At 45.3% G+C, this 19,980-nt stretch carries 17 protein-coding genes and 1 pseudogene; 14 read left to right on the plus strand and 4 right to left on the minus strand.

What is annotated here, in order from left to right; translation table 11 throughout:
• From AAZR23_RS04935 to AAZR23_RS04945, 3 genes are read left to right on the plus strand one after another with little or no spacing between them, the layout of a single operon-like run.
• Positions 1 to 3,117 carry a hypothetical protein gene (locus AAZR23_RS04935; RefSeq protein WP_434690947.1) on the plus strand — a complete coding sequence of 1,039 codons (3,117 nt, stop codon included), beginning with the start codon at positions 1 to 3 and terminating at the stop codon, positions 3,115 to 3,117.
• Entirely contained in the window at positions 3,117 to 6,512 is a 3,396-nt protein-coding gene (locus AAZR23_RS04940) for a hypothetical protein (RefSeq protein ID WP_434690949.1), read from the plus strand. Before AAZR23_RS04935 ends, AAZR23_RS04940 begins: the two co-directional genes overlap by 1 nt.
• 9 nt (positions 6,513 to 6,521) lie before the next feature.
• Entirely contained in the window at positions 6,522 to 7,202 is a 681-nt protein-coding gene (locus AAZR23_RS04945) for a hypothetical protein (protein WP_434690951.1), read from the plus strand.
• A 407-nt stretch (positions 7,203 to 7,609) separates the two neighbouring features.
• Here the strand turns inward: AAZR23_RS04945 and AAZR23_RS04950 are convergent.
• Positions 7,610 to 7,960, minus strand: a pseudogene (locus AAZR23_RS04950) (ORF6N domain-containing protein); the annotation flags it as partial.
• A 391-nt stretch (positions 7,961 to 8,351) separates the two neighbouring features.
• Here AAZR23_RS04950 and AAZR23_RS04955 point away from each other — a divergent pair.
• Positions 8,352 to 9,404 carry a hypothetical protein gene (locus AAZR23_RS04955; RefSeq protein WP_434690953.1) on the plus strand — a complete coding sequence of 351 codons (1,053 nt, stop codon included), beginning with the start codon at positions 8,352 to 8,354 and terminating at the stop codon, positions 9,402 to 9,404.
• A 57-nt stretch (positions 9,405 to 9,461) separates the two neighbouring features.
• On the opposite strand, the gene AAZR23_RS04960 is transcribed toward AAZR23_RS04955, so the two are convergent.
• On the minus strand, positions 9,462 to 9,713 hold the full coding sequence (locus AAZR23_RS04960; RefSeq protein WP_434690956.1) for a hypothetical protein: 252 nt from the start codon (positions 9,711 to 9,713) through the stop codon (positions 9,462 to 9,464).
• A 157-nt stretch (positions 9,714 to 9,870) separates the two neighbouring features.
• Between AAZR23_RS04960 and AAZR23_RS04965 the strand changes: the two genes are divergently transcribed.
• From AAZR23_RS04965 to AAZR23_RS05010, 10 genes are all read left to right on the plus strand, one after another.
• Positions 9,871 to 12,810, plus strand: a complete 2,940-nt coding sequence (locus AAZR23_RS04965; protein WP_434690958.1) for a hypothetical protein — start codon at positions 9,871 to 9,873, stop codon at positions 12,808 to 12,810.
• Between the two features lie 81 nt (positions 12,811 to 12,891).
• Positions 12,892 to 13,263, plus strand: coding sequence for a putative holin (locus tag AAZR23_RS04970; RefSeq protein WP_434690961.1), 372 nt, complete (start codon positions 12,892 to 12,894; stop codon positions 13,261 to 13,263).
• The gene (locus AAZR23_RS04975; protein ID WP_434690962.1) at positions 13,253 to 13,528 is read left to right on the plus strand and encodes a phage holin family protein; all 276 of its coding nucleotides are present in this window, start codon (positions 13,253 to 13,255) and stop codon (positions 13,526 to 13,528) included. Before AAZR23_RS04970 ends, AAZR23_RS04975 begins: the two co-directional genes overlap by 11 nt.
• Before the next feature lie 3 nt (positions 13,529 to 13,531).
• Positions 13,532 to 14,008, plus strand: a complete 477-nt coding sequence (locus AAZR23_RS04980; RefSeq protein ID WP_434690965.1) for a structural protein — start codon at positions 13,532 to 13,534, stop codon at positions 14,006 to 14,008.
• Entirely contained in the window at positions 14,008 to 14,502 is a 495-nt protein-coding gene (locus AAZR23_RS04985; protein ID WP_434690967.1) for a hypothetical protein, read from the plus strand. Before AAZR23_RS04980 ends, AAZR23_RS04985 begins: the two co-directional genes overlap by 1 nt.
• 503 nt (positions 14,503 to 15,005) lie before the next feature.
• A complete protein-coding gene (gene hxsD / locus AAZR23_RS04990) occupies positions 15,006 to 15,284 on the plus strand; it encodes a His-Xaa-Ser system protein HxsD (RefSeq protein ID WP_243846785.1) in 279 nt (92 codons plus the stop codon).
• Entirely contained in the window at positions 15,281 to 16,666 is a 1,386-nt protein-coding gene (hxsB, locus tag AAZR23_RS04995; RefSeq protein WP_434690970.1) for a His-Xaa-Ser system radical SAM maturase HxsB, read from the plus strand. The genes hxsD and hxsB overlap by 4 nt, the downstream gene beginning before the upstream one ends.
• A complete protein-coding gene (hxsC, locus tag AAZR23_RS05000) occupies positions 16,659 to 17,762 on the plus strand; it encodes a His-Xaa-Ser system radical SAM maturase HxsC (RefSeq protein ID WP_434690973.1) in 1,104 nt (367 codons plus the stop codon). Before hxsB ends, hxsC begins: the two co-directional genes overlap by 8 nt.
• Positions 17,759 to 18,319: a His-Xaa-Ser repeat protein HxsA gene (hxsA, locus tag AAZR23_RS05005; protein ID WP_107679092.1), complete on the plus strand. Its 561-nt coding sequence runs from the start codon at positions 17,759 to 17,761 to the stop codon at positions 18,317 to 18,319. The genes hxsC and hxsA overlap by 4 nt, the downstream gene beginning before the upstream one ends.
• A 29-nt stretch (positions 18,320 to 18,348) precedes the next feature.
• Positions 18,349 to 18,648 (plus strand): hypothetical protein, encoded by a 300-nt coding sequence (locus tag AAZR23_RS05010; protein ID WP_166707741.1) that lies wholly within the window; start codon positions 18,349 to 18,351, stop codon positions 18,646 to 18,648.
• Between the two features lie 187 nt (positions 18,649 to 18,835).
• Here the strand turns inward: AAZR23_RS05010 and AAZR23_RS05015 are convergent, their stop codons facing one another.
• Together AAZR23_RS05015 and AAZR23_RS05020 are read right to left on the minus strand one after the other, a co-directional pair.
• Positions 18,836 to 19,606: a class I SAM-dependent methyltransferase gene (locus AAZR23_RS05015; RefSeq protein ID WP_080947966.1), complete on the minus strand. Its 771-nt coding sequence runs from the start codon at positions 19,604 to 19,606 to the stop codon at positions 18,836 to 18,838.
• A 3-nt stretch (positions 19,607 to 19,609) separates the two neighbouring features.
• Positions 19,610 to 19,957: a cupin domain-containing protein gene (locus AAZR23_RS05020; RefSeq protein WP_054426332.1), complete on the minus strand. Its 348-nt coding sequence runs from the start codon at positions 19,955 to 19,957 to the stop codon at positions 19,610 to 19,612.
• Between the last annotated feature and the right edge of the window lie 23 nt (positions 19,958 to 19,980).

Consider the following 19,980-nt stretch of genomic DNA (forward strand, 5'->3'; position numbering starts at 1 on the left):
ATGCCGACAGTACCAACCTATAACGAAAGACAGGTCAGCAGCAGCCCGTTGCCAGCCAACGGATTCAGCGCACAGTCATCACCTGAGCACTTTGGTGCCGGGCTGGCACAGGCCAGTGATCAGTATATCAATGCTTTTGCTGAGGCAAAGCAGCGCGCTAATGTGGCGTTGTCGCAGGACGCAGCGTTACAGCTGCGCCAGAAAGCCAATGAACTGATGACTGATCCGCAGAACGGCCTGCTGGCGCAGCAGGGTAAAAACGCCATAGGTAAAGCGGCAGAGTACCAGAGTCAGTTTGATTCCTTCGCCGGAGAGATTGCGGCCACGCTGCCGGACGATAATGCGCGCGGACACTTCATGCAGCAGGCGCATGAAATGCGCTTACAGTTCGGCAGTCAGGCCAATAAGCATGAGATGGGGCAGATACAGTCATACGAAACCGATCAGTTCCAATCTACGCTGACGCTGAATGCGGAAACAGCCGCCACGCAGTACGGTGATAATCAGGCGTATGTCTCAACCAATAAGCAGGTGTTTCAGCAGATAGAAGACTTCGGACTGTCCCACGGCTGGAGTGATGAGCAGATCCTGGCTAAAAAGCAGGAATTTAAAACCAGTACTGCCCGCAAAGCCATTGAGAACCAGATCGGCGCGGACTATATGCAGTTCATGCAGCAGAACGGTGAACCGTCCAGCCTTGGCGGTGTTAGCCGTGCATCGGAATACTATGGTGGTGATGTCGGATCTGTAAAAGGCATGACGCAGCATGGCAACATCAATCTGATGAATCGCCCGAAAGTGCAGAACGAAGACGGATCTGTCAGCACAGTAAGAACGATATCTGTCGGTACCGATGAGGGGGAAGTGCTGCTGCCGACAGTAAGTGACGACGGTAAATTGCTGACCGATGATGAAGCCATTGCGCTGTATGAAAAAACCGGCAAACACCTAGGTATTTTTGATAACCCGGATGATGCCACAGCATATGCTGAGCAGCTGCATAACCAGCAGGAGCAGTTATACGTTCAGGGTGGCAGCAACGGCAACGCCCGCGGCGTCCGCAACAATAACCCCGGCAATATTCGTAAATCAAAAGATGTATGGGTAGGCCAGACAGGCAATGACGGTGCGTTCGTTACCTTCGCTACACCGGCACACGGCATCCGGGCAACCGGGCGTAACCTGCTGTCATATGCCCGTCAGGGGTATGTCACACCGGAACAGATAATCACCCGCTGGGCACCGCCGGAAGATGATAATGACACTGAGGGGTATATTAAGTTTGTCTCTGAATATCTCAATGTCCCGCGTGACACCCGCCTTGATTTAACGGATCTGAACACACTGACACGCCTCTCAATGGCGATCATGATTAAAGAGAACGGGCAGAGCGAGTTTAATAAAATTTCAGGTGATGATATCTCGAACGGCATTCAGGCTGCACTTGGGCTGGTGGATTTATCGCAGACGGCGCAGCCAGCATCCGGTGGCCAGCCGCTACAGGTTCCAAAGCGCCTCACCGGATCCGCGGCATTCGATGCACTCGACCAATCAGACCAGGCGAAATATCTGCGCCAGGCTGAGCAGATGGACAAACAGCGTCAGCAAAAAGCACAGGAAGAACTCGGTACCAGAATGGCAGATGCCTATGCTGCGTGGGAAAACGGACTGGATGCACCAGGCGCACCGTCAGCGGGTGAAGTCATGGCAGCCTTTGGCTACGATAAAGGCACCAGGATGCTGACTGATATGCAGGAGGCGAAACGCTATGCCGGGCTTATTTCGGCTGCGAAAGATATGACGTCACAGGCTCAGCGTTCATTGCTGGAGCAGATAAAACCAGACCCGTCACAACCTAATTATGCCAGCAGCATGCAGCGCTGGGAGCGTTTCGGTAAATTTGTTGACAGCAACATTAAGGCACAGGAAAAAACCTTTTCTGCAAACCGCCTGGAGCTTTCCATACAGAATAACTTTCCGCTGGATCCTACAGACAAAAACAACCAGGAGGCGGCGGATAATTACTTCGAAAAAAACCTGCAATCCGGTTTCAGTCTGCGTGATGAAAACAGCCTGAATGCTGTTGCTGAACTCTCATCGCGCACCGGTATTATTCCGTCTCAGGTGAAAACAATCTTTAATACCGGTGCAACATCCAAGGATCCGGAAGTGGTTCTGCCGATTGCTAAAATGTACGGGCAGATTTTTGATAATAACCCGGCAGCAGCAACTGATATGCCATCCTCAACCATGGCTTATTACACCAAAGTGTACGAACTTAACCGCGCCGGGATGCCTGAAGATAAGGCAGTAGAAACAGCGTACCGACTGACTTATGAGCAGGATGACCGTACTAAGCAGATGATCGCAGCACAGGTGCGTGACAAAGATTACATGAAAGGCCGAGATAAAGCGGCACAGGCAAATATCAATAACTTCTATACGCTTGGCGGGTTCTCATCCCCGGGAGTGGATAAACCTGGCATCAATAACCGTGAATACCTGCGGGATTACCAGACGCTTTATGATGCCAACTTCGCCGAAACCGGTGGTGACGCAAAACTGGCTCAGAAAATAACGGATGCTCAGGTGAAAAAGACCTGGGGTGTTACTTCGGTAAACGGCAAAGAAGAAATAATGAAATACGCGCCGGAAGCTGCTTATGGCATTACGTCATCAGGCGCTGGTAATTGGATTCAGGGTCAATGGGAAGAGGATAAAAAACAGCTGGCATCAAAAGTATTCGGCGGGCTGCCGGAAGATGCAGAAATCGTTCTGGTACCGGATGCTGTTACTCCACGTGATCTTAGTTATGGCGTAATGGTTAAACAAACTGGTAGTGACGATGTACCAATTTACCTTCCATACTATGGTGACAACGGGCAACTGGTTCGCTTTAAGCCGGATCAGGCAACATCACCGATGTACCGTGAAATCATGAAAGAAAAAGAGCAGAGCATTAAAGATGCGGCAGCAGAGCGCCAGCGTCTGGAACGTAAAGCGGAGGCGGATAAAGCCAACGATGAGCGCCGTGATGCGCTTCGTGAACAATATAAAGACGCTCACGACAAACGCGTTAATAACCTGAGTAACTATTTTTCATGGGGTAAAAGATAATGCCGATCTATGAGATGGAACCGGAACGCATCCTGCCTGCTGACGTAAACGCTATACAGCAACCTGAACCAAGGTATGGTGATCACGATGATTTATCGTGGTACTCGCCATTAAACCCATTTGATGACAGAAACGAAGTTAAGCAGTTACGCGAAGCGTCCTTCCGGATTGATAACTCTGTCGGCAGCCTGATTGCCACCATACCATTTAACCAGTTTGAAGCGGTCGAGGGCTATAATCCGTTTGAAGATGAAAATACCTTGGTTGGCTACGAGGATTACGCCGATGCGTTTATTCATTCACAATCCCCGCAGGAGACGTCCGCTATAAAACAGCGCATCAATCGTCAGATGCAGGATATAACATTACGGAATGAATCGGGTGCAGCTGGATTTTTCAGCAGTGTGGCGATGGGGGTGATTGACCCGATAAACGTGGCAGCGACTTTTATCCCCGGTGGGCTGGCGGTGCGGGGTGGTAGTGTTGCCAGAACAGCCGGAACGTTGGCGCTATCAAACGCCGGTGCCGGAGTGCTGTCAGAAACGGCTCTCAGTGCAACACAGGAAACACGGACACTGACGGAGAGTGCGCTTAACGTTGCATTTGATGCCACCCTGGGCGGCGTGATGGGATCTGCAATTCAGTTGGTTAAAAACCGTGGCGCGCTGGCTGCTAAGTTCCGTAATGATGTGATCGGTGAACAACAAACTCAGCCACAAAATATTCCAAATAATATTCCCGGAGACAGAAGCATTGGTGCCGCTGAGGTATTCAATACCACGCTGGAGCAGGAAGCGATAAAGGGACCGTCATTTGTTAACAGAACAATGAATGTCAGCCCGGTGGGCCGCGTTGCACAGTCACCGTCAAAAATCGCCAGGCAGGTTAACCAGCAGCTGGCTGAAAATAATTTCACCTATGCAAAAAACGAAGAGGGGATCGCCTCGTTCGGTGCGGTGGAGACTGCTGTACGCCGCTTTGATGCGCTGATCTATAAACAGGTCGAGTCCACCCGCGACTATTACAAACAGTATAAGCAGGCCGCCCGTACCGGTGGCGATACCCGTATGAGTCATATTGAGTTCAGCGAAGCAGTGGGTGACGCTATGCGTAATGGTGATCAGCATGCCATACCACAGGTAGCGGAAGCTGCGCGCGCAATCCGTCCTATCGTTGAGCAGACAAAAAATCACATGGTGGAATTAGGTATTCTGCGCGAAGGTGTAAAAGTCACCACAGCAGAAAGCTATTTCCCGCGCATTTATAAATTCGACAAAATACTCAGTGACCGATCTGAGTTTAAAAAGGTTATCGCTGACTGGTTAGGTGAAACAAATCAGATTGCTGTTAACAAAGCGCAGGGCAGCCTTGATAAAGCGGTTGCCGGTATCGAACGCGCGGAAAATGCCCGGCCGGCAGCCGATAAACTCGGTGCTGAAATCCGCGGAGCGGAAAGCTGGTCCGGTAAAAAAACAGAACTGCTGTCAGAGGTCGATAAAAATATCCGGCTGATCGGTGAAAAGCAGGCGGTTACTGATGAACTCAGCGCTCTGAGAGGATTGGAGAAGCAGACAAAGAAACAGGCAAAGCGCCAGGCGCAACTGGAAAGAAAGTTGTCTGCAATTGACAGCGCAAAGCAGACATTGCCGAAGCTACAGAGACACCTTGAGATCCTGGATAAACCGCGTCAGTTCCGCAATGAACACACCAAACTCGCGCGCCATGCCAATTCACTGACCCGCTTTGACCGCCGCCGTCAGGCAGCTATGCGCCGCATGGAGCCAATGGCCCGTGAAGAGCTTGAGGCAGCAGCTGACGACATCATCAATAAAATCATCGGCGCACCGGCAGGTATTGTTCCTGGTGAGCTGATCCCGGACGGACTGACAAAACACGCCGGTTTCACAAAAGCCCGTACCCTTAACATCCCCGACGAACGGATAAAAGATTTCCTGGAATCGGATGTGAATTACGTGATGGAAAACTACATCCGCCAGGTGGCCCCGGAAATCGAACTGACAAAACGATTTGGCCGTGTTGATATGGACGGCCAGATAAAATCCATTACGGAAGATTACAACCGCCTGATATCAGAGGCCGCCACACCAAAAGAGCGGGCGAAGCTGGAAAAACGCCGTGATGCGGATTTACGGGATATCCGGGCAATGCGCGATCGCCTGCTGGGAACCTACGGCGCACCAAAAGATCCGGCCAGTTTCTTTGTCCGTGCCGGTCGTGTGGCGCGTCACGTTAACTTCCTGCGCCTGCTGGGCGGTATGACTATTTCATCATTGCCGGATATGGCACGTCCGATTATGCAGCATGGCCTACGTTCGGCACTGAAACCACTCGGTAAGATGATGACGGACATCAGTAAGATGCGTATCGCTAAGGCCGACCTGCGGGAGATGGGAATAGGGCTGGAATATGCATTATCCAGCCGATCAAAAGTGATAGCCGATCTGAATGACCCGTACAGCCGACGGTCATTCCTGGAACGCGGGCTGGAATGGTCATCACAGAAGTTTGGCAACTTTACGCTGATGAACCAGTACACCGATACCATGAAAATGTGGTCTGGGCTTATCACTCAATCCAAAGTGCTGAACGCGGCTAAGGCCGTTGCGGGTGGTAAAAAACTCAGCAAAAAAGAGATCACCAAGCTGGCACATATTGGTATTGATGAATCCATGCTGCACCGCATTGCAGACCAGTACAGCAGCCATGGTGAGGATCTTGGCGGGATGCTGACAGGTCACAGTCATTTGTGGGATGACCGCGTTGTACGTGAGGCGTTCCAATCAGCAATACTGAAAGACGTCCGCACCACGGTAATCACGCCGGGCATCGGTGATACACCGCTGATGATGAGCAGTGAGTTGGGTAAAATCGTGATGCAGTTTAAAACCTTCTTCTTTGCCACCCATAACCGCGCACTGGTATCAGGTATTCAGTCCGGTGATGCCTCGTTTTATTACGGCGCGTTATTGCAGGTCGGGCTGGGGTCATTGGTCTACGTGCTGAAATCCATGATGGCCGGACGGGAAATAAACACAGATCCTGCCAACCTGGTGAAAGAGGGGCTGGACTGGTCAGGCATGATGGGCTGGCTGGGGGAGCCGAACAACGTACTGGAAAACCTCAGCGGTGGTACTTACGGCATGAGCGCTATGTTTGGCGGCCCACCAGCATCACGTTACCAGAGCCGTAACGGTATCGGCGCATTGCTGGGGCCGACATTCGACCTGGGCGGCGATATCAAAAATATCACTGCTGGTGTACTGAATGGTGAATTTGATGATCGCGAAGTGAGATCTGTACGCAAGTTATTGCCTTTCCAGAACCTGTTTTATTTGGCACCATTGCTGAATCAGGTTGAAGAACAGATGAAATAGGTAAAGTAAATGAAAATAACAATAGCAGCGCTGGTACTTGGGCTAGCATGTGCTCCGTATGCATTATCTGCCAGTTGCTCACTATCTAAGGACTCAGGCTTTCACATTAGCGGCAACAACCTATGCTTGAACGATGTAGATTATGTTGATGGAATAGCTAAACTTAGGCAATTAGATATTAATAGTTTCAGTGTAATCAATAAAGAAATGGTTGTTTTTTCTGCAACCTCTCCGCTTGGTTCATTTCTCATGCTTGGAACACCGAAGGGCAATATAAAAATTTTAGGTGACATGCCAAATAGTGATTTGAAAAAGAGCATTACCGGAATAAGGTCAGTTTCTTTTTCACAAAAAAATAACGAAATATACTTTATATCTAATGCATGGGCTGTGTCTGGTGCTATACACAAATTATCATGGAATCATATAATTAATGTTTTAGATAACATTCCTGTTGAAGTAGATGATATTGAATTCATTACCAGCGGAAATACATTTTATGTAATCCAACAGGGTAAGTATCAAGGTTATCTTATCGCTAATAAGCATAAATATAAAAAGGGTGGCGGGTCGTATGATGTTTACTCCTTGGTTTCTCCATCAGGAAAAGAGATCAGAGAGATTGATGAGTATCAAGAAAAGGTAAATGAATTTCTTTATACATCAGGTACTAATGAGACAATAAAATGATATATGGCACCGGCCTAAACCGGTGCCCGATCACATTATAACTTACTGACAGCGTGTTCGATGTACTGAGCATGGGTAATGATGGTGTTGATGGTTTTACCCATATCGCGCATATAGTCGCGGAGCCACATCAGGACGCGCTCTGCTTCTTCCACGTTGTGGCCGTCCCGTTTCAGGTAGGCCAGAAGCTGGTGGAGCGTGTCGTCTTCCGGCGACCGGAGGAAGTCATTGAGGATCTGAGAACGTGACTTCTTTGTTTTCGGGAAGCTGTATTCCTGCGCTACCTGCCCGGCAGGGATGAACTCACCTTCATGAATGGTACGTTGCAGCTGATCCACCAGCGCCAGCAGTTCCTCGGTAGATGCATTGCGCGGTAATGATTTATTGATCCGGCCAGTGCCGCGGTATTTGGTGAAGTAGTTGTCTTCCAGAATCTCAAATACATCCCAGGCGCGATCGGTGTCCAGCATTTTGGCATGACGGGCAGCGCCGCGTTCGGTCCAGAGGATTAAGCTGCGAGCCTGCTTTGCGACAGACCCACAATTAGTGGGTCTGTTTTTAAATTCTTTTAATTCAGTACGTTCCAGTTTAAAGAAATGCTTACCAGCAATAAATCTCTGATTATTTCTTGAGTAATTCATGTGTATGTTTTTGCTTTCAGTCTCATAGACATCAGCCAGAAGGTCTGTGGTGATCACAGGGACGCTATTGTGAATAATAGATGGGAGTTTAGATACGGAAATACTGACGTTAGTCATGATGAATACTCCTATTAGTTTGGAATATCACCACTTACGAGGTCAATCGTTGGGTGGTGAACTGTACAGGGTTGACCTTACCAGCCTAATAGGATACTGGCGCATCTTTCGACGCCCCCGTACAGCCCACCATTGAAAAGATGTGGTTGTGCTTCGCATATAAAAAAACCGCTCGCGCGGTGTATGCGCCTATTAGTATTTAGCAGGAGGTCAATCCCAGCACCAGATTTTGCTGGTGCATATTCACTATGGCGCATAATTTGGGGGTTGTAAATATACCAATTTGGTTATGTTTTTGGAAGGGGAAATTGGAGGATAAACGATTTTAAGGGTGGGGTTTGTGGTGGGAATGGATTATCATGTTAAAAAATATTAACTGTTGGAGATTGTCGTGAGCAACAATACAAACGAGTCTGATATTGAAAAAGAAATAAATAAAAATATCAAAAGTAATTTATCTTCATTTGTAAAAAGCACGGCAAGAAATTTAACATCACTTATTCCATATGGAGATAAGATTACTCAGCTTTATTCTGATTTTAATAAATACTCAGATAATAATGAAATGCAGCGTCTTCTGAGGTTTTTCTATGGGATAAATCATGAAGATAATCCAAATATGCTCATAGCTTTAGGGCCTGAGTACGCAGAAATGCTAATGAATTTCGTCATGAAAGATATGGAAAATGATAAAATCGATTATTATGCCAATTTTATAATAAGTATTAGTGATAAGGATTATTCAGTTTCAGATAAGAAAAGCTATCTCTATATTTTAAATAAGATGACTCTTTCATCCATTCAGCTTATGAGGTATTACTATATATCAAAAATGTATGACTTATCCGGGTATAAAAATAGAGAATCGTTTGAGGACGCCATAGTTAAAAAGGTAGCTGGGTTTTTCTCTATGAACTACAGTATATTAATGAATTATGGGTTAATTGAACAGCCAACGACATTCTATTCTGGAAGTGTAGTTAATGAATCTCTTATACAACTGTCTGAGCTTATTTTTGATAAATCCACGCTTACTCCGGAATATATAAACGAAAAAGAAAAAGATAGATATGATGTTGTGATAATCAAAAGCACCTATAGTGGTTGCTATTATCCTGGGATTTTAGTTGATCAACTATCTAATAAAGGTGTTAGTGTTTGCGTTGTTGATGAAAGCCAATTTGAAAAACATGAGGTTTTTTCTAGCGTATATGTATCAACGAGAGAGTCGAATAAAAAAGAAACAGGGAAAGAGTATATTGATTTGGTTGTTGAAGGTGAGGGTAAATTAAGAAGTGTGCCTATGGATTTAAAGGATGAGAATATACATTCTATTAATAAGGACTATGTGTCAAGAGCTGGGTTTTCTCCAATATGCAAAATAAGACTAACTGAATCATTAAACACAATATCAGAAAAAATAATAGCTATGCTTGGTGAATAGATTGCAATAGTTGCACCAAAAACACCGGATTGACCGGTGTTAATTATCAATACCAGATCACTTTTTCAGTGCAGATAATGCAAATTCCAGCCCAGTCCGCACGGTCTCCTTTTGCTTCTCCGTATGCGTAACGTAGTTTTTCAGCGCCACCAGCTCTGTCATCGGCCCTGATACATCATGACCATCCTGACCCATCTCCCTCAGTAACTCCTCGATCATCGATGTGATGGTAAGCTGTTTAATTCCGTCATTGTTATTTACTTTTTCTGCATAGTCTTCAGGCGATTGATACACATATTTCTGTTTCATTTCCGATTCCTTTATTGTGCATTATTGCCTTTGTTATCATATCGATGTGAAAGTAATTTGTTCATGTTTTTGTTTATATTTTACATAAAAATAAAACCATTATTCCTTATATGGTTTGTTTTGGCTATCCTGTCAGTATTGACCAGGAGAAAAAGCCATGACCGTATCGACCGAACTTAGCCATGAAGAGTACACCGGTAACGGTGTCACCACTGATTTCGACTTCCGTTTCCGTGTTTTTAAAGCAGAGCACCTCGTTGTGTCCGTAGCAGACCCAGATGGAGCAGAGCGCATCCTTACTAACGGTACTGACTACATACTGCGCGGTGTTGGTTCATACCGTGGCGGAAAGGTAATTTTAAAAATGCCACTGGCAACCGGCTGGAAAATAGGTATTGCCCGTGACCTGCCGGCCGTTCAGGAAACTGACCTGCGCAACCAGGGGAAATTCTTTGCAGAAGTGCATGAGGATGCTTTCGACTACCTCACCATGCTGATCCAGAAGTTGTTGGGTTATCTGTCGCTGTGCCTGCGTAAGCCGAGTTTTATTTCCGACCACTACGATGCTAAAGGCAATAAAATTTCCAACCTCGGAAAGCCGGTAAGAGACGGTGACGCTGTTGATCTCGGCACACTAAACAGCAAACTTGAAACAAAATATAGCCGCACTCTGCGTGTCACAGATAAAGAGATTCAGCCTATACCAAATTCTCTGGCCAGGAGAAATAAACAACTCGGGTTTGATGGGAATGGGATGCCTGCGTTATTTGACCCGGCGGAAACGGGTGCATTGGGTTACATATTTGTAGACTCTTTTGAAAAGGGTGCTGAGATAACATCCAGATACCAGGCGTTGCAGTGGGAGAGCAACGGTGAATATTACCGCTGGGATGGTGATTTACCTAAAATTGTTATTGAAGGTTCAACACCGGAAAATTCTGGTGGTGTCGGAATCGGTGCATGGGTGAGCGTAGGTGATGCTGCTCTTCGCAAAGAGATAGTTGCCGGTCGGTTTAAATACCCGGGTGCTGAGTCCGTTTATTACGTCCCTGGGATCGTGTTTGATGATACTACCGATAACCGTGATGTTGCATTTTCATACCCTGGCAAGATTTACATTCCTGACGGGGTTACTATCCGGGTTAACTTTCTTCCTCCTGACGATGTGCGAAAATTTGTCGGTGAAGGGAAGTTGATAGTGAAAAATCAGTGGTACGGAAATGATATTATTTTTGATATCGGCCAGGCGACAAATGGTAATAAAAAGTCATTTTCAGGTGCGCTGTATCGTGGGATTCGCGATCAGTCACTCACGACAATCGGCATCGTTGGTGATTCTATTACTGATGGGGCGTGGGGAAAACAAGACTGGAGCTCACCGGCGACAGACGGAACGGCCGCGCGTAATCTTAAATCACCGGTGAATTACAATCACTCTGATAATGGCGGGTCTCATTCATGGGCTGCGCACTGGATGATGCTGCTTAATACGGTGCAATCACGTTACGGCACGACTCCGATATTCCAGGTGTATAACGCATCGCTGTCTGGGGCTAAATTGTCTGACGGCTGGGGTTACCGAAATTTTGATTACGGATTTTTTGGTAATGAAGCCTATGGCAGTAAACCACCTGAGCTTTGCCTTCTTGCTATGGGCTGGAATGATGCATTTACTGATATTGATACTTACCGTGATCAGATAGATATGTTTGTGCGGAAGGCGTGGGGCTATGGCTGCGCTGTGGCGATTGTCACCGTAAATGACAATGACCCTAACCGGATCGGATTTGAACGCGCCACCAAGAAAGAAATGTGCGGCAGACTCGGGATTGAATACTATGACCTCGGTGAAACTCTGACGGAAAACAGTAATATAAACATGTACAGTCAGAAACTGTACTACGTCAAAGGTGATAAAACATGGGATGATGTTCACCCGCAGGAGCTGGGGCAAATGAGCATGGGCGATGCGATGTTTATGCAGACTCTCGGTGAGAAGTATGTAAGACATGTGCAGCCCGGAGATGTTGTTAACAGTGTGGCTGTAGACCGTTACTGGAGCGCAATCACTTATCCATCAGGGTTGTCTCTTAAGCCAAAATATTCTTCTGTTGGCGGGACACCGGCGCTGGAGAAAATGAAATACCTCCCGAGCGTGACGAGCCCAAATGAGAACGTCACATTCACTACACTTGTTTACTGCGAGAATGACGGGGTGTCTCTTACTGTTCTTGAGCCCTGGAATTCACATACCCGGGCTATGGTTGACGCAACACATATCACGGTGGAAAGCCCTGTCGGAATAACGCTGCCTTCATCAGGAGCGCACAAAGACAGGAATGATTTAATTAACAGTTTTACCCGCGTGTTATTTGGCTACGCCGCATCGCAATATTTTGGTAAGGAAAAAACGCTCAGTACGTATTGCGGACAGATGAGAAAAGGACTCAATAAAATAACAATCACATATGGCGGCCGCCCTGAGCAGGCGTTTTACCCAAGTCTGAAATTTGGCAATGTGTATAGCGATGGCGTTTCAATACCGAATGTGCGCCTATCTGTGGTCGGAAATATGATAAAACCTGAATTGCTAATGGGCAGCCCTAAAAATATTAGTGATGAAATAATTACTGATATTATGTCAGGGACTCAATTCTCCAAAACCGCAGATGCATATCTCAACCCCGGAAGTTTTATTGGTAAATTCAGAGCAGGAAAGGGGATGAGAAAAAATTGCTATACCGCTCTTAATTATGACCCTCTGCTGAATGCTGGTGTGCTTGTTGGATGCGCTTCTGACGGAAGACTGGCAATAGGTACATGGAACAAGGGGGAGCCAACAGACTGGTCACTTCTTGGCGGTGAAATTAATACAAACAACCCGACATTTGAATACAAAGGATTCAGTGTGTGGGTGTATTCAAATTTAGCCAATAGTAAATATTCATATATTGTTCAATCAGATGATGGCCGGGTTAACTCTCCATCATTCATACCATCGGTTGCTACATCTGGTCATGTCGGAATGTTTAATCGTATTGCGGGTGATGCCATCGTGGAATATGAATTTTCAGTGACAACGACTAAGATTGGGTAGGGCAATAATCCATATAATGGTTTTTGTTTATCTTTGTTATGCTGTAGCATCATGGTTATTTAATAATCATGGTGCTACGCAATGCATGAAGACCTCTCTGTAAAAACCACGCTCAGCCTTGCTGCGTTCTTCAGCTACTTTGCCGGGTTTCCTGCCGAAGTGGTGATGGGGTCCCTGATGGGGGCTATCTACTTCATCATCGCTGCCACTGAATATACACTGCTGCGCCGGTCGATACTGGCACTGGTCAGCTTCATTTCAGGTCTGCTGTTTTTCAGTCCGGCAGCAGCAATGTTCATCAAAGTAACCAAGATATTTGAGATCCCACCTGACGTCTACAGCATCGATAGCATCGACGCCGTGGGCGCTTTTGTATCTGCATTACTGTCGGTGAAGCTGAGCATTAAAGCGTACCGAAAAGCGGACAGTCCGCAAGGAGGCAATGATGTTTGAGAAAGCATTGATCATTCTGAATGCCGTCATCTGCTCAGTGATTTTTGTCCGGGTGTTTTCGTTCAGACGAAACGGCCGGCAGCACTGCGCAAAAGGGGCATGGATAGCCTGGCTCATTCTCTCTTATTCCGCGAGTGTGCCGGTGCGGGCCTACTTTGATCCTGTCTATCACGCTGATATCACCAGCGTGATTTCAAATCTTCTTATCTGTGCTGCGGTGCTGGTGTATCGCGGCAATGTCATGTCATTTTTTAAAGCGGGGTGATTTATGCCGGAACAGGTTAAACAAAAAATCTTTAAGGATGGTTTCGTTAATACGGGTGCGCGGGGGATCCGGAATAACAACCCCGGGAATATCCGTCACAGTAATTCAAAGTGGCAGGGACTTGCAGAGACACAGCCGGATAGTAAATTTTGTGCATTTATCTCTGCCGAGTTCGGTATTCGTGCGCTGATGAAGCTCCTGCAAACGTACTCAAAGTATCAGGGAAAGCCCGGTATCGGCTGCGGCAAGATCGACACGGTGGAAGAAATCATTGAGCGGTGGGCGCCGTCTGGTGATAACAACCACACAGAGAACTACATTAAACGGGTCTGTAAAGAAACCGGCTTTGGCCGTCACGACTGTTTAAATCTATATGACAAAGACACGTCACTCGCAATGGCTAAAGCGATTGTGGCTGTCGAAAACGGCCAGCAACCATACGTTGATGACGTGTTCGAACGCGCCTGGGTACTTCTGTGATGAAAAACATAGCCATTGCACTGATCGCTCTGGCTGTCTCTTTCGCAGCTGGCTGGTGGGTCAGCAGTACCCTGCATGACAACCGCCAAATGAAAGGGAAGATCGCCGGTCAGCAGCAGGATGAGAAAGATGTGGCCACAAATATCGAACTGCGCCGGGAGGCAGACGACCGGCAGCAGGTAAGCATTGGGGAATATCAGGATGGAAAAAAGAGTGATACGATACGCACAGAGGCTCTGCTTGATCGGGTGCTTAATCATTTTGACCGCATGCAGCAGCCAACCAGTACCGAGAAAGCAGAAGCTGCAGATCCCGGGCACGCCGATACCTGCAGAACTGAGAGAGACAAAGCCGGTGAACTTTCTCGACAACTACGAAGCACACTTGAAAAGTATGGGCGTGAAGCTCAGCGGGCTGATGAGAATACCAGGCTCCTTAATCTCTGTATCATTGACCTGAAAGCGAAAGAGACATTACTTTCATCTTATCAGTAGATGAATGGGGCATGGGTGGGGCAAAAAAATACCGCAAACCAACTCAGAATGCATACACATCGGAATTAGGCTTGCGGTAAGGTTTTGTTATTTTGCGTACTCTTAAATCACATTATCGCACTTTAACTTTTTGATATTCCTTATTCTGAATAAGCCGGAAGGCGGGTTTTAACGGATTTGTGTAATATTATTCCGGATATCTACCCCGCCGGAATAATATAACGCAGAAATAAATTATTCACCATTATTCACCGACCTGATTTTAACTGCCACATCAGAGTGAAGACTCATTATAGATGATTACCCCGGTATTATTAAAGAATAAGATTTTTATTTTGATAAAATAATAATATGTAGTTATTGTGTTTTTGACGCGAGCGTTTTTCGATAGATCTGGTTTTTTATATAAGCAACTTCCGGTAGTCTATATTCTGTTTTATTTTCAATATTTGAGAAATTCATCTTCATACGATATATTCAGGAAAAATATTGCATGGATAATTATGATGAAAATAATGATTCTGAATAAGAAAAAATACTCTGAATCGGTCATAAGACAATCATTATATTGGATTTCTTCAGAGTCAGAATGGCATCTTAAAGAGAATGACGATTTTTTTGAAGTTACACTAAAAAATAGTAACGATGAGTTAGTTTTTACATTTGAGCGACTGCTTAATGATTATTTATTACGCGAGAAAGCAGAGCGGAAAACAAAACTGATAAGAGAATCAATTATAAATAAGGTACTGGTAAGTATTGATGCGAGGTTATCAAAGTGAATCTTTTGCCGTTTAATTTTAATCGCATTAATGATAATCAATTTTTTATCAGTAACTTAGCAGGTTTTTCATCGGTAATTGATGAGAGTTCACTGAATGAGCTTATTGATCATGGTAAAACAAAAAACAGTGATATAAATCGAAGCCTGGAAGAAAAATTTTTTATTAGTGATGACCTTGTGACGGCAGAAAAGGTGCTTGCTGCGGCATTGGGAAAAAAAATGTCCGCAGAAATGAAGTTTGCACCCATTTTTATGATAGTCCCGACACTGCGCTGTGATCATACCTGTAAATATTGCCAGGTCAGCAGGGCATCATTAAGTGCAAAAAATATGGATCTGAAAGAAGAGAATATTCCGGTAATAATATCATTAATAAAAAAATTATCTCCGGCACCCTATAAGATTGAAATACAAGGGGGAGAACCCCTGCTGCGTTTTGATTTAATAGAGAAAATATATCAGGAAGCGTTATCTCAGGTGGGTGAAGGTAATTTTGAACTCATTATCGCAACAAGCCTGTCATTACTCAATGATGAGATGATTAATTGGTCTGCGGATAAAGCAGTTTACTATTCAGTTTCATTGGATGGAAATGAATTAGTACATAATAAAAATAGAATATTACCATCAGGAAACTCGTACGCGCTTGCTGTGAATAATATAAAGAAACTTCAGGATAGTATAGGAAAAGATAAAGTTGCGACAATAACTACAGTCACAAAATCATTAATATCTCAGCCGGAAGCTATTCTGGATGTACATAAAGAACTGGGTATTTATGATTTATTCATCCGGCCGGTCAGCCCTTATGGATTTGCAGAAAAGAAAGATGAATATTCAATGGACGAATATCTTATTTTTTACAGAAAACTACTGGACATTATCGTTGACTGCAATCAATCAGGAGTTAGGTTTACCGAGCATTCAGCAGCTATTCATATCAAGCGCTTGTATAATCCATTATTTTGCGGTTATGCAGATCTGAAGTCACCGGGTGGTTTAGTATTTAACAGCTTACTGTTTAACTATGATGGTAAACTGTATGGCAGTGATGAAAGCAGAATGCTGCAAAAGGTTTATCCGGAAATCGATTTTTCAATAGGCAGCATTAATGAGCTCTCATTCCGGGCTAATGCTATCTATCCTCATCTGTTAAGTAACTCGTTTAATATGGTACAGGCAGGGTGTGAGACCTGTGCATATCAGCCATTTTGTGGTGTGGATCCTTGTCAGAATATCAGTTTGTTTGGTGAGCCGGTAGGTAATAAAAGTTTATCCCGTTTTTGCCGTTATCATAAAGGAATGTTTGACCTGCTGATATCCGGAATGAGTCAGGATTCATATGAAGAAAAATTGCTGAAAGGGTGGTCTTATGTGTGAAGTAAAAAGAAAGGATACATTTGAGTCAGCGGATAGCATTCCTTCCGGTTACTATCAGCTCTATAAAAATAAGCTATCTTCACCTGAATTTCACTTTGACAATATTATTGTTTCTGATAGTCCGGATAAACATTGTGATATGACAGGCGCGGTATATTGTATTATTGATCCTGTTTTGTATGATAGTATTGAAAATGGCGACATTGTATCTGTTAATAATAAAAAGATGCGAATAATTCTGTCAGGGAAAGCAAATCATAATACCCTGCTGGTAACAGAACGTTGTAATAACCTCTGTCTTTTTTGTTCTCAGCCACCAAAAAAAGATAATGATGACTGGCTGTTAAATGTTGCATCAAAGGCAATAATCGCGTTTAAATCAAAAAAATTAATCGGCATCAGTGGCGGAGAGCCATTGCTTTATGGTAACCAATTTATTGAGTTCTTACAGCATATCAAAGAGTATAGTCCGGATACCCCGCTGCATATTCTCACGAATGGCAGGGCATTCAGCGATTTTGATTTTACAAAAAAAATAGCAGCTGTACTGGATGGCATGTCAGTATCATTTGGTATCCCGCTTTATTCAGTATCAGCAGAAAGGCATGATGAAATAACGGGAAGTCCCGGTTCTTTCCGTGAAACAGTCAGCGGAATGATTAATGCCGGAAATTTCGGGATTAATATTGAATTAAGGTTTATTCCGGTGAGTTTGAATTTACGGGATCTAAATGCTGTAACAGAAATGGCAGGCCGGGTTTTTTCTAATATAAATCAGATATCGGTAATGAATCTGGAGGCTCAGGGATGGGCACGGAAAAACTGGAAAAAACTGTATCAGGAACCGGAGAGATATAAGGATGATTTGTCAGCTGCGGTACAAACAGCCGAAAGATGCCAATTGCCAATAGTATTATTTAATTATCCCTTGTGCCATATACCGGAAACGTTGTGGCCTTATAGTGTACAATCTATTTCAGACTGGAAAAACTACTACCCTCCGGCGTGTAACGGATGCAGGAAAATGGATGAATGTGGTGGTTATTTCAGCTCTTCTTACGGAAAATATCATCAGTTACCGAGGGCTTTTTTATGAAAAAATGGAATTTAGCTGCCTTATTTCCCGGTTTTTTTATGCTGAGTCAGCAGGCGATTGCTGAACCGGTTGTGTTGCCGGATAGTGCCGGTTCTCTTTTACCTGAGGATCTGGTGTTTTCACCGCTTAATACGGAAACACCTCTTTATATCGCCGGACACCGGAGCCACAGTTCACACCGGAGTCACAGCAGTCACAGTTCACACCGTTCATCTTCAGGTGGCGGGTATTACCGTTCATCCCCGGTATATTCCTCACCAGCGTATTCAGCTCCGTCAGGAAATTCATCGCAAAGAGCTGCCGGGAATACAGGCAGACGGGATTTTTCTCAGAATATTAATCAGACCACGACGACGACAGAACAACGTAAACGGCTGATTATGCGGGTTCAGTATGCATTATTTGAACGCCATTATTTTGCAGGAAACATCGACGGTGTGATGGGACCACAAACACGCGATGCCATTACCCGTTACAGAAGTGCAAATAATTTACCCGGTAACGTGTATATTGATGCGGACCTGCTTAATTCATTAAGTATTTATGCAACAAACTGATTTTTTGATTTAATTACAGACAGGTTTATATGAAAACGATAGTTTTCTGCGTTGTATTAATGTTAGTAACCGGCGGCGCTTTTGCCGATGAGTATCTGTATAACTACCGTTATGACGGTGATCCCTATGGTTATAATTATGATGTCTCCGGAACGGACGATAACGGGAACAGTGTTGAAGGAAATATTGATATTCAGGGTAAATACGGAAGTGGTGTGATTACAAATACCGAAGGTGAAGAGGTTGATGTGGATGTTGAGTGGGATGATTACGGTGTTTTAGTCGCGGAAGATGAGGCCGGAAATAGCTACGACCTTGAAGTCGAATAATGAAAATACAGGTTAGTGCTGCACAGGCGATCGATTAGGGTTACATTCTTTCATTAAAAAAGTTGATGGTGACGGTGATAAACAAGCTGTTGATGTTTTAAACAGGTAATTTATGCAAAACCACCGGACTCAACAAATCCGGTGGTTTTCATTTTTACGACATATTCACGACATTATTCACTGCTTATTATTTTGTACTGACAACCGCAATATACCGCAGTCTGTCGCGGTTCTGCCGGAAATGGCGGAACATCTGTAAAAACTGCGGGCGGTTCTCTTTTTTCAGGGCGTTACGGATAATTTTCAGGGTGCCGGAAAGACCCTCATCGTGCAGCATGCCTTTGGGGGTCATCAGTGTCATCGCGCCTTCAGAACGGATCACATCACGGAAACCGGCATTGAGAAACAGTGCCAGCCAGTCATCACTCAGCATCGGCTGTGCTTTGACATGAATGGCAGCCTGCATATCCTGTGTGACACACTCATCCTCCCGGCGTTCTGTCAGCGCAATATCGTGGGTCAGCAGCCGTCCGCCGGGTTTCAGCACCCGCAGATATTCCTGTAACAGACGGGCTTTGGCTTTATCCGCATACATGGTCAGCATGGCTTCATTGATCACCACATCAAAGTGATTATCCGGGAACGGCAGCTTTGAGGCATCCGCTTCCTGTACTGTAATGAGATGGGATAAACCGTTATCGAGGATATTTTTCCGGGCATTGGCAAGTGCCTGTTTATCCATATCAATACCGGTAATATGACACTGAAAACGCTGTGCGATTTCAATCGCGGTGGTACCCATGTTACAGGCGATCTCCAGAACACGGCTGTCCGCCTGCAATCCGCTGTGTGTCAGCAGCCATTCGGTGGCGGTACGGCCTCCCGGACGCAGACGTTTTTTACCCAGACGAGCCAGAAATTTGTGTCCGGCTTCATGGCCGGTGTGTGTGCTTTCCATCATTCAGTCCTGTTTGTTTTCCGGTTCACGTAACATCACCAGCAGCATTTTTGCCTGCTCCGGCGCATCCACGGCATGAGGGATATTGGCCGGCATGCGGACAATATCTCCGGGTTTTGCTGTTACCGGTTTTCCGGCAATGGTCAGGATCAGTGAGCCTTCAGCAATCATCACAATGGCATCAAACGGGGCGCTGTGTTCAGAGAGTGCCTGGCCTTTATCAAAGGCAAACAGAGTGATATTGCCGCCGCCGTTTTTGGCGAGAACCCGGCTGGAAATACCCTGTTCGGTGTAGTTCACCAGGTCTGCGATCACTAATGCTTCTGCCGGGGTAATCGTGTTATTGCTCATAATGTGTATCCTTATGGTTAATC

The organism is Morganella sp. Je.2.23 (assembly GCF_051129855.1).
In the GTDB taxonomy this organism is placed as follows: Bacteria; Pseudomonadota; Gammaproteobacteria; order Enterobacterales; family Enterobacteriaceae; genus Morganella; species Morganella sibonii.

Excerpts from the sequence above, each read along its gene's own strand:
- AAZR23_RS04975 (WP_434690962.1), top strand. The coding sequence starts at position 13,253 with ATGATGTTTGAGAAAGCATTGATCATTCTGAATGCCGTCATCTGCTCA.
- AAZR23_RS04980 (WP_434690965.1), top strand. The coding sequence starts at position 13,532 with ATGCCGGAACAGGTTAAACAAAAAATCTTTAAGGATGGTTTCGTTAAT.
- AAZR23_RS04970 (WP_434690961.1), top strand. The coding sequence starts at position 12,892 with ATGCATGAAGACCTCTCTGTAAAAACCACGCTCAGCCTTGCTGCGTTC.
- AAZR23_RS05010 (WP_166707741.1), top strand. The coding sequence starts at position 18,349 with ATGAAAACGATAGTTTTCTGCGTTGTATTAATGTTAGTAACCGGCGGC.
- AAZR23_RS05020 (WP_054426332.1), bottom strand. The coding sequence starts at position 19,957 with ATGAGCAATAACACGATTACCCCGGCAGAAGCATTAGTGATCGCAGAC.
- AAZR23_RS04965 (WP_434690958.1), top strand. The coding sequence starts at position 9,871 with ATGACCGTATCGACCGAACTTAGCCATGAAGAGTACACCGGTAACGGT.
- hxsD (WP_243846785.1), top strand. The coding sequence starts at position 15,006 with ATGATGAAAATAATGATTCTGAATAAGAAAAAATACTCTGAATCGGTC.
- hxsA (WP_107679092.1), top strand. The coding sequence starts at position 17,759 with ATGAAAAAATGGAATTTAGCTGCCTTATTTCCCGGTTTTTTTATGCTG.
- AAZR23_RS05015 (WP_080947966.1), bottom strand. The coding sequence starts at position 19,606 with ATGGAAAGCACACACACCGGCCATGAAGCCGGACACAAATTTCTGGCT.
- AAZR23_RS04945 (WP_434690951.1), top strand. The coding sequence starts at position 6,522 with ATGAAAATAACAATAGCAGCGCTGGTACTTGGGCTAGCATGTGCTCCG.
- AAZR23_RS04940 (WP_434690949.1), top strand. The coding sequence starts at position 3,117 with ATGCCGATCTATGAGATGGAACCGGAACGCATCCTGCCTGCTGACGTA.
- hxsC (WP_434690973.1), top strand. The coding sequence starts at position 16,659 with ATGTGTGAAGTAAAAAGAAAGGATACATTTGAGTCAGCGGATAGCATT.
- AAZR23_RS04935 (WP_434690947.1), top strand. The coding sequence starts at position 1 with ATGCCGACAGTACCAACCTATAACGAAAGACAGGTCAGCAGCAGCCCG.
- AAZR23_RS04985 (WP_434690967.1), top strand. The coding sequence starts at position 14,008 with ATGAAAAACATAGCCATTGCACTGATCGCTCTGGCTGTCTCTTTCGCA.
- AAZR23_RS04960 (WP_434690956.1), bottom strand. The coding sequence starts at position 9,713 with ATGAAACAGAAATATGTGTATCAATCGCCTGAAGACTATGCAGAAAAA.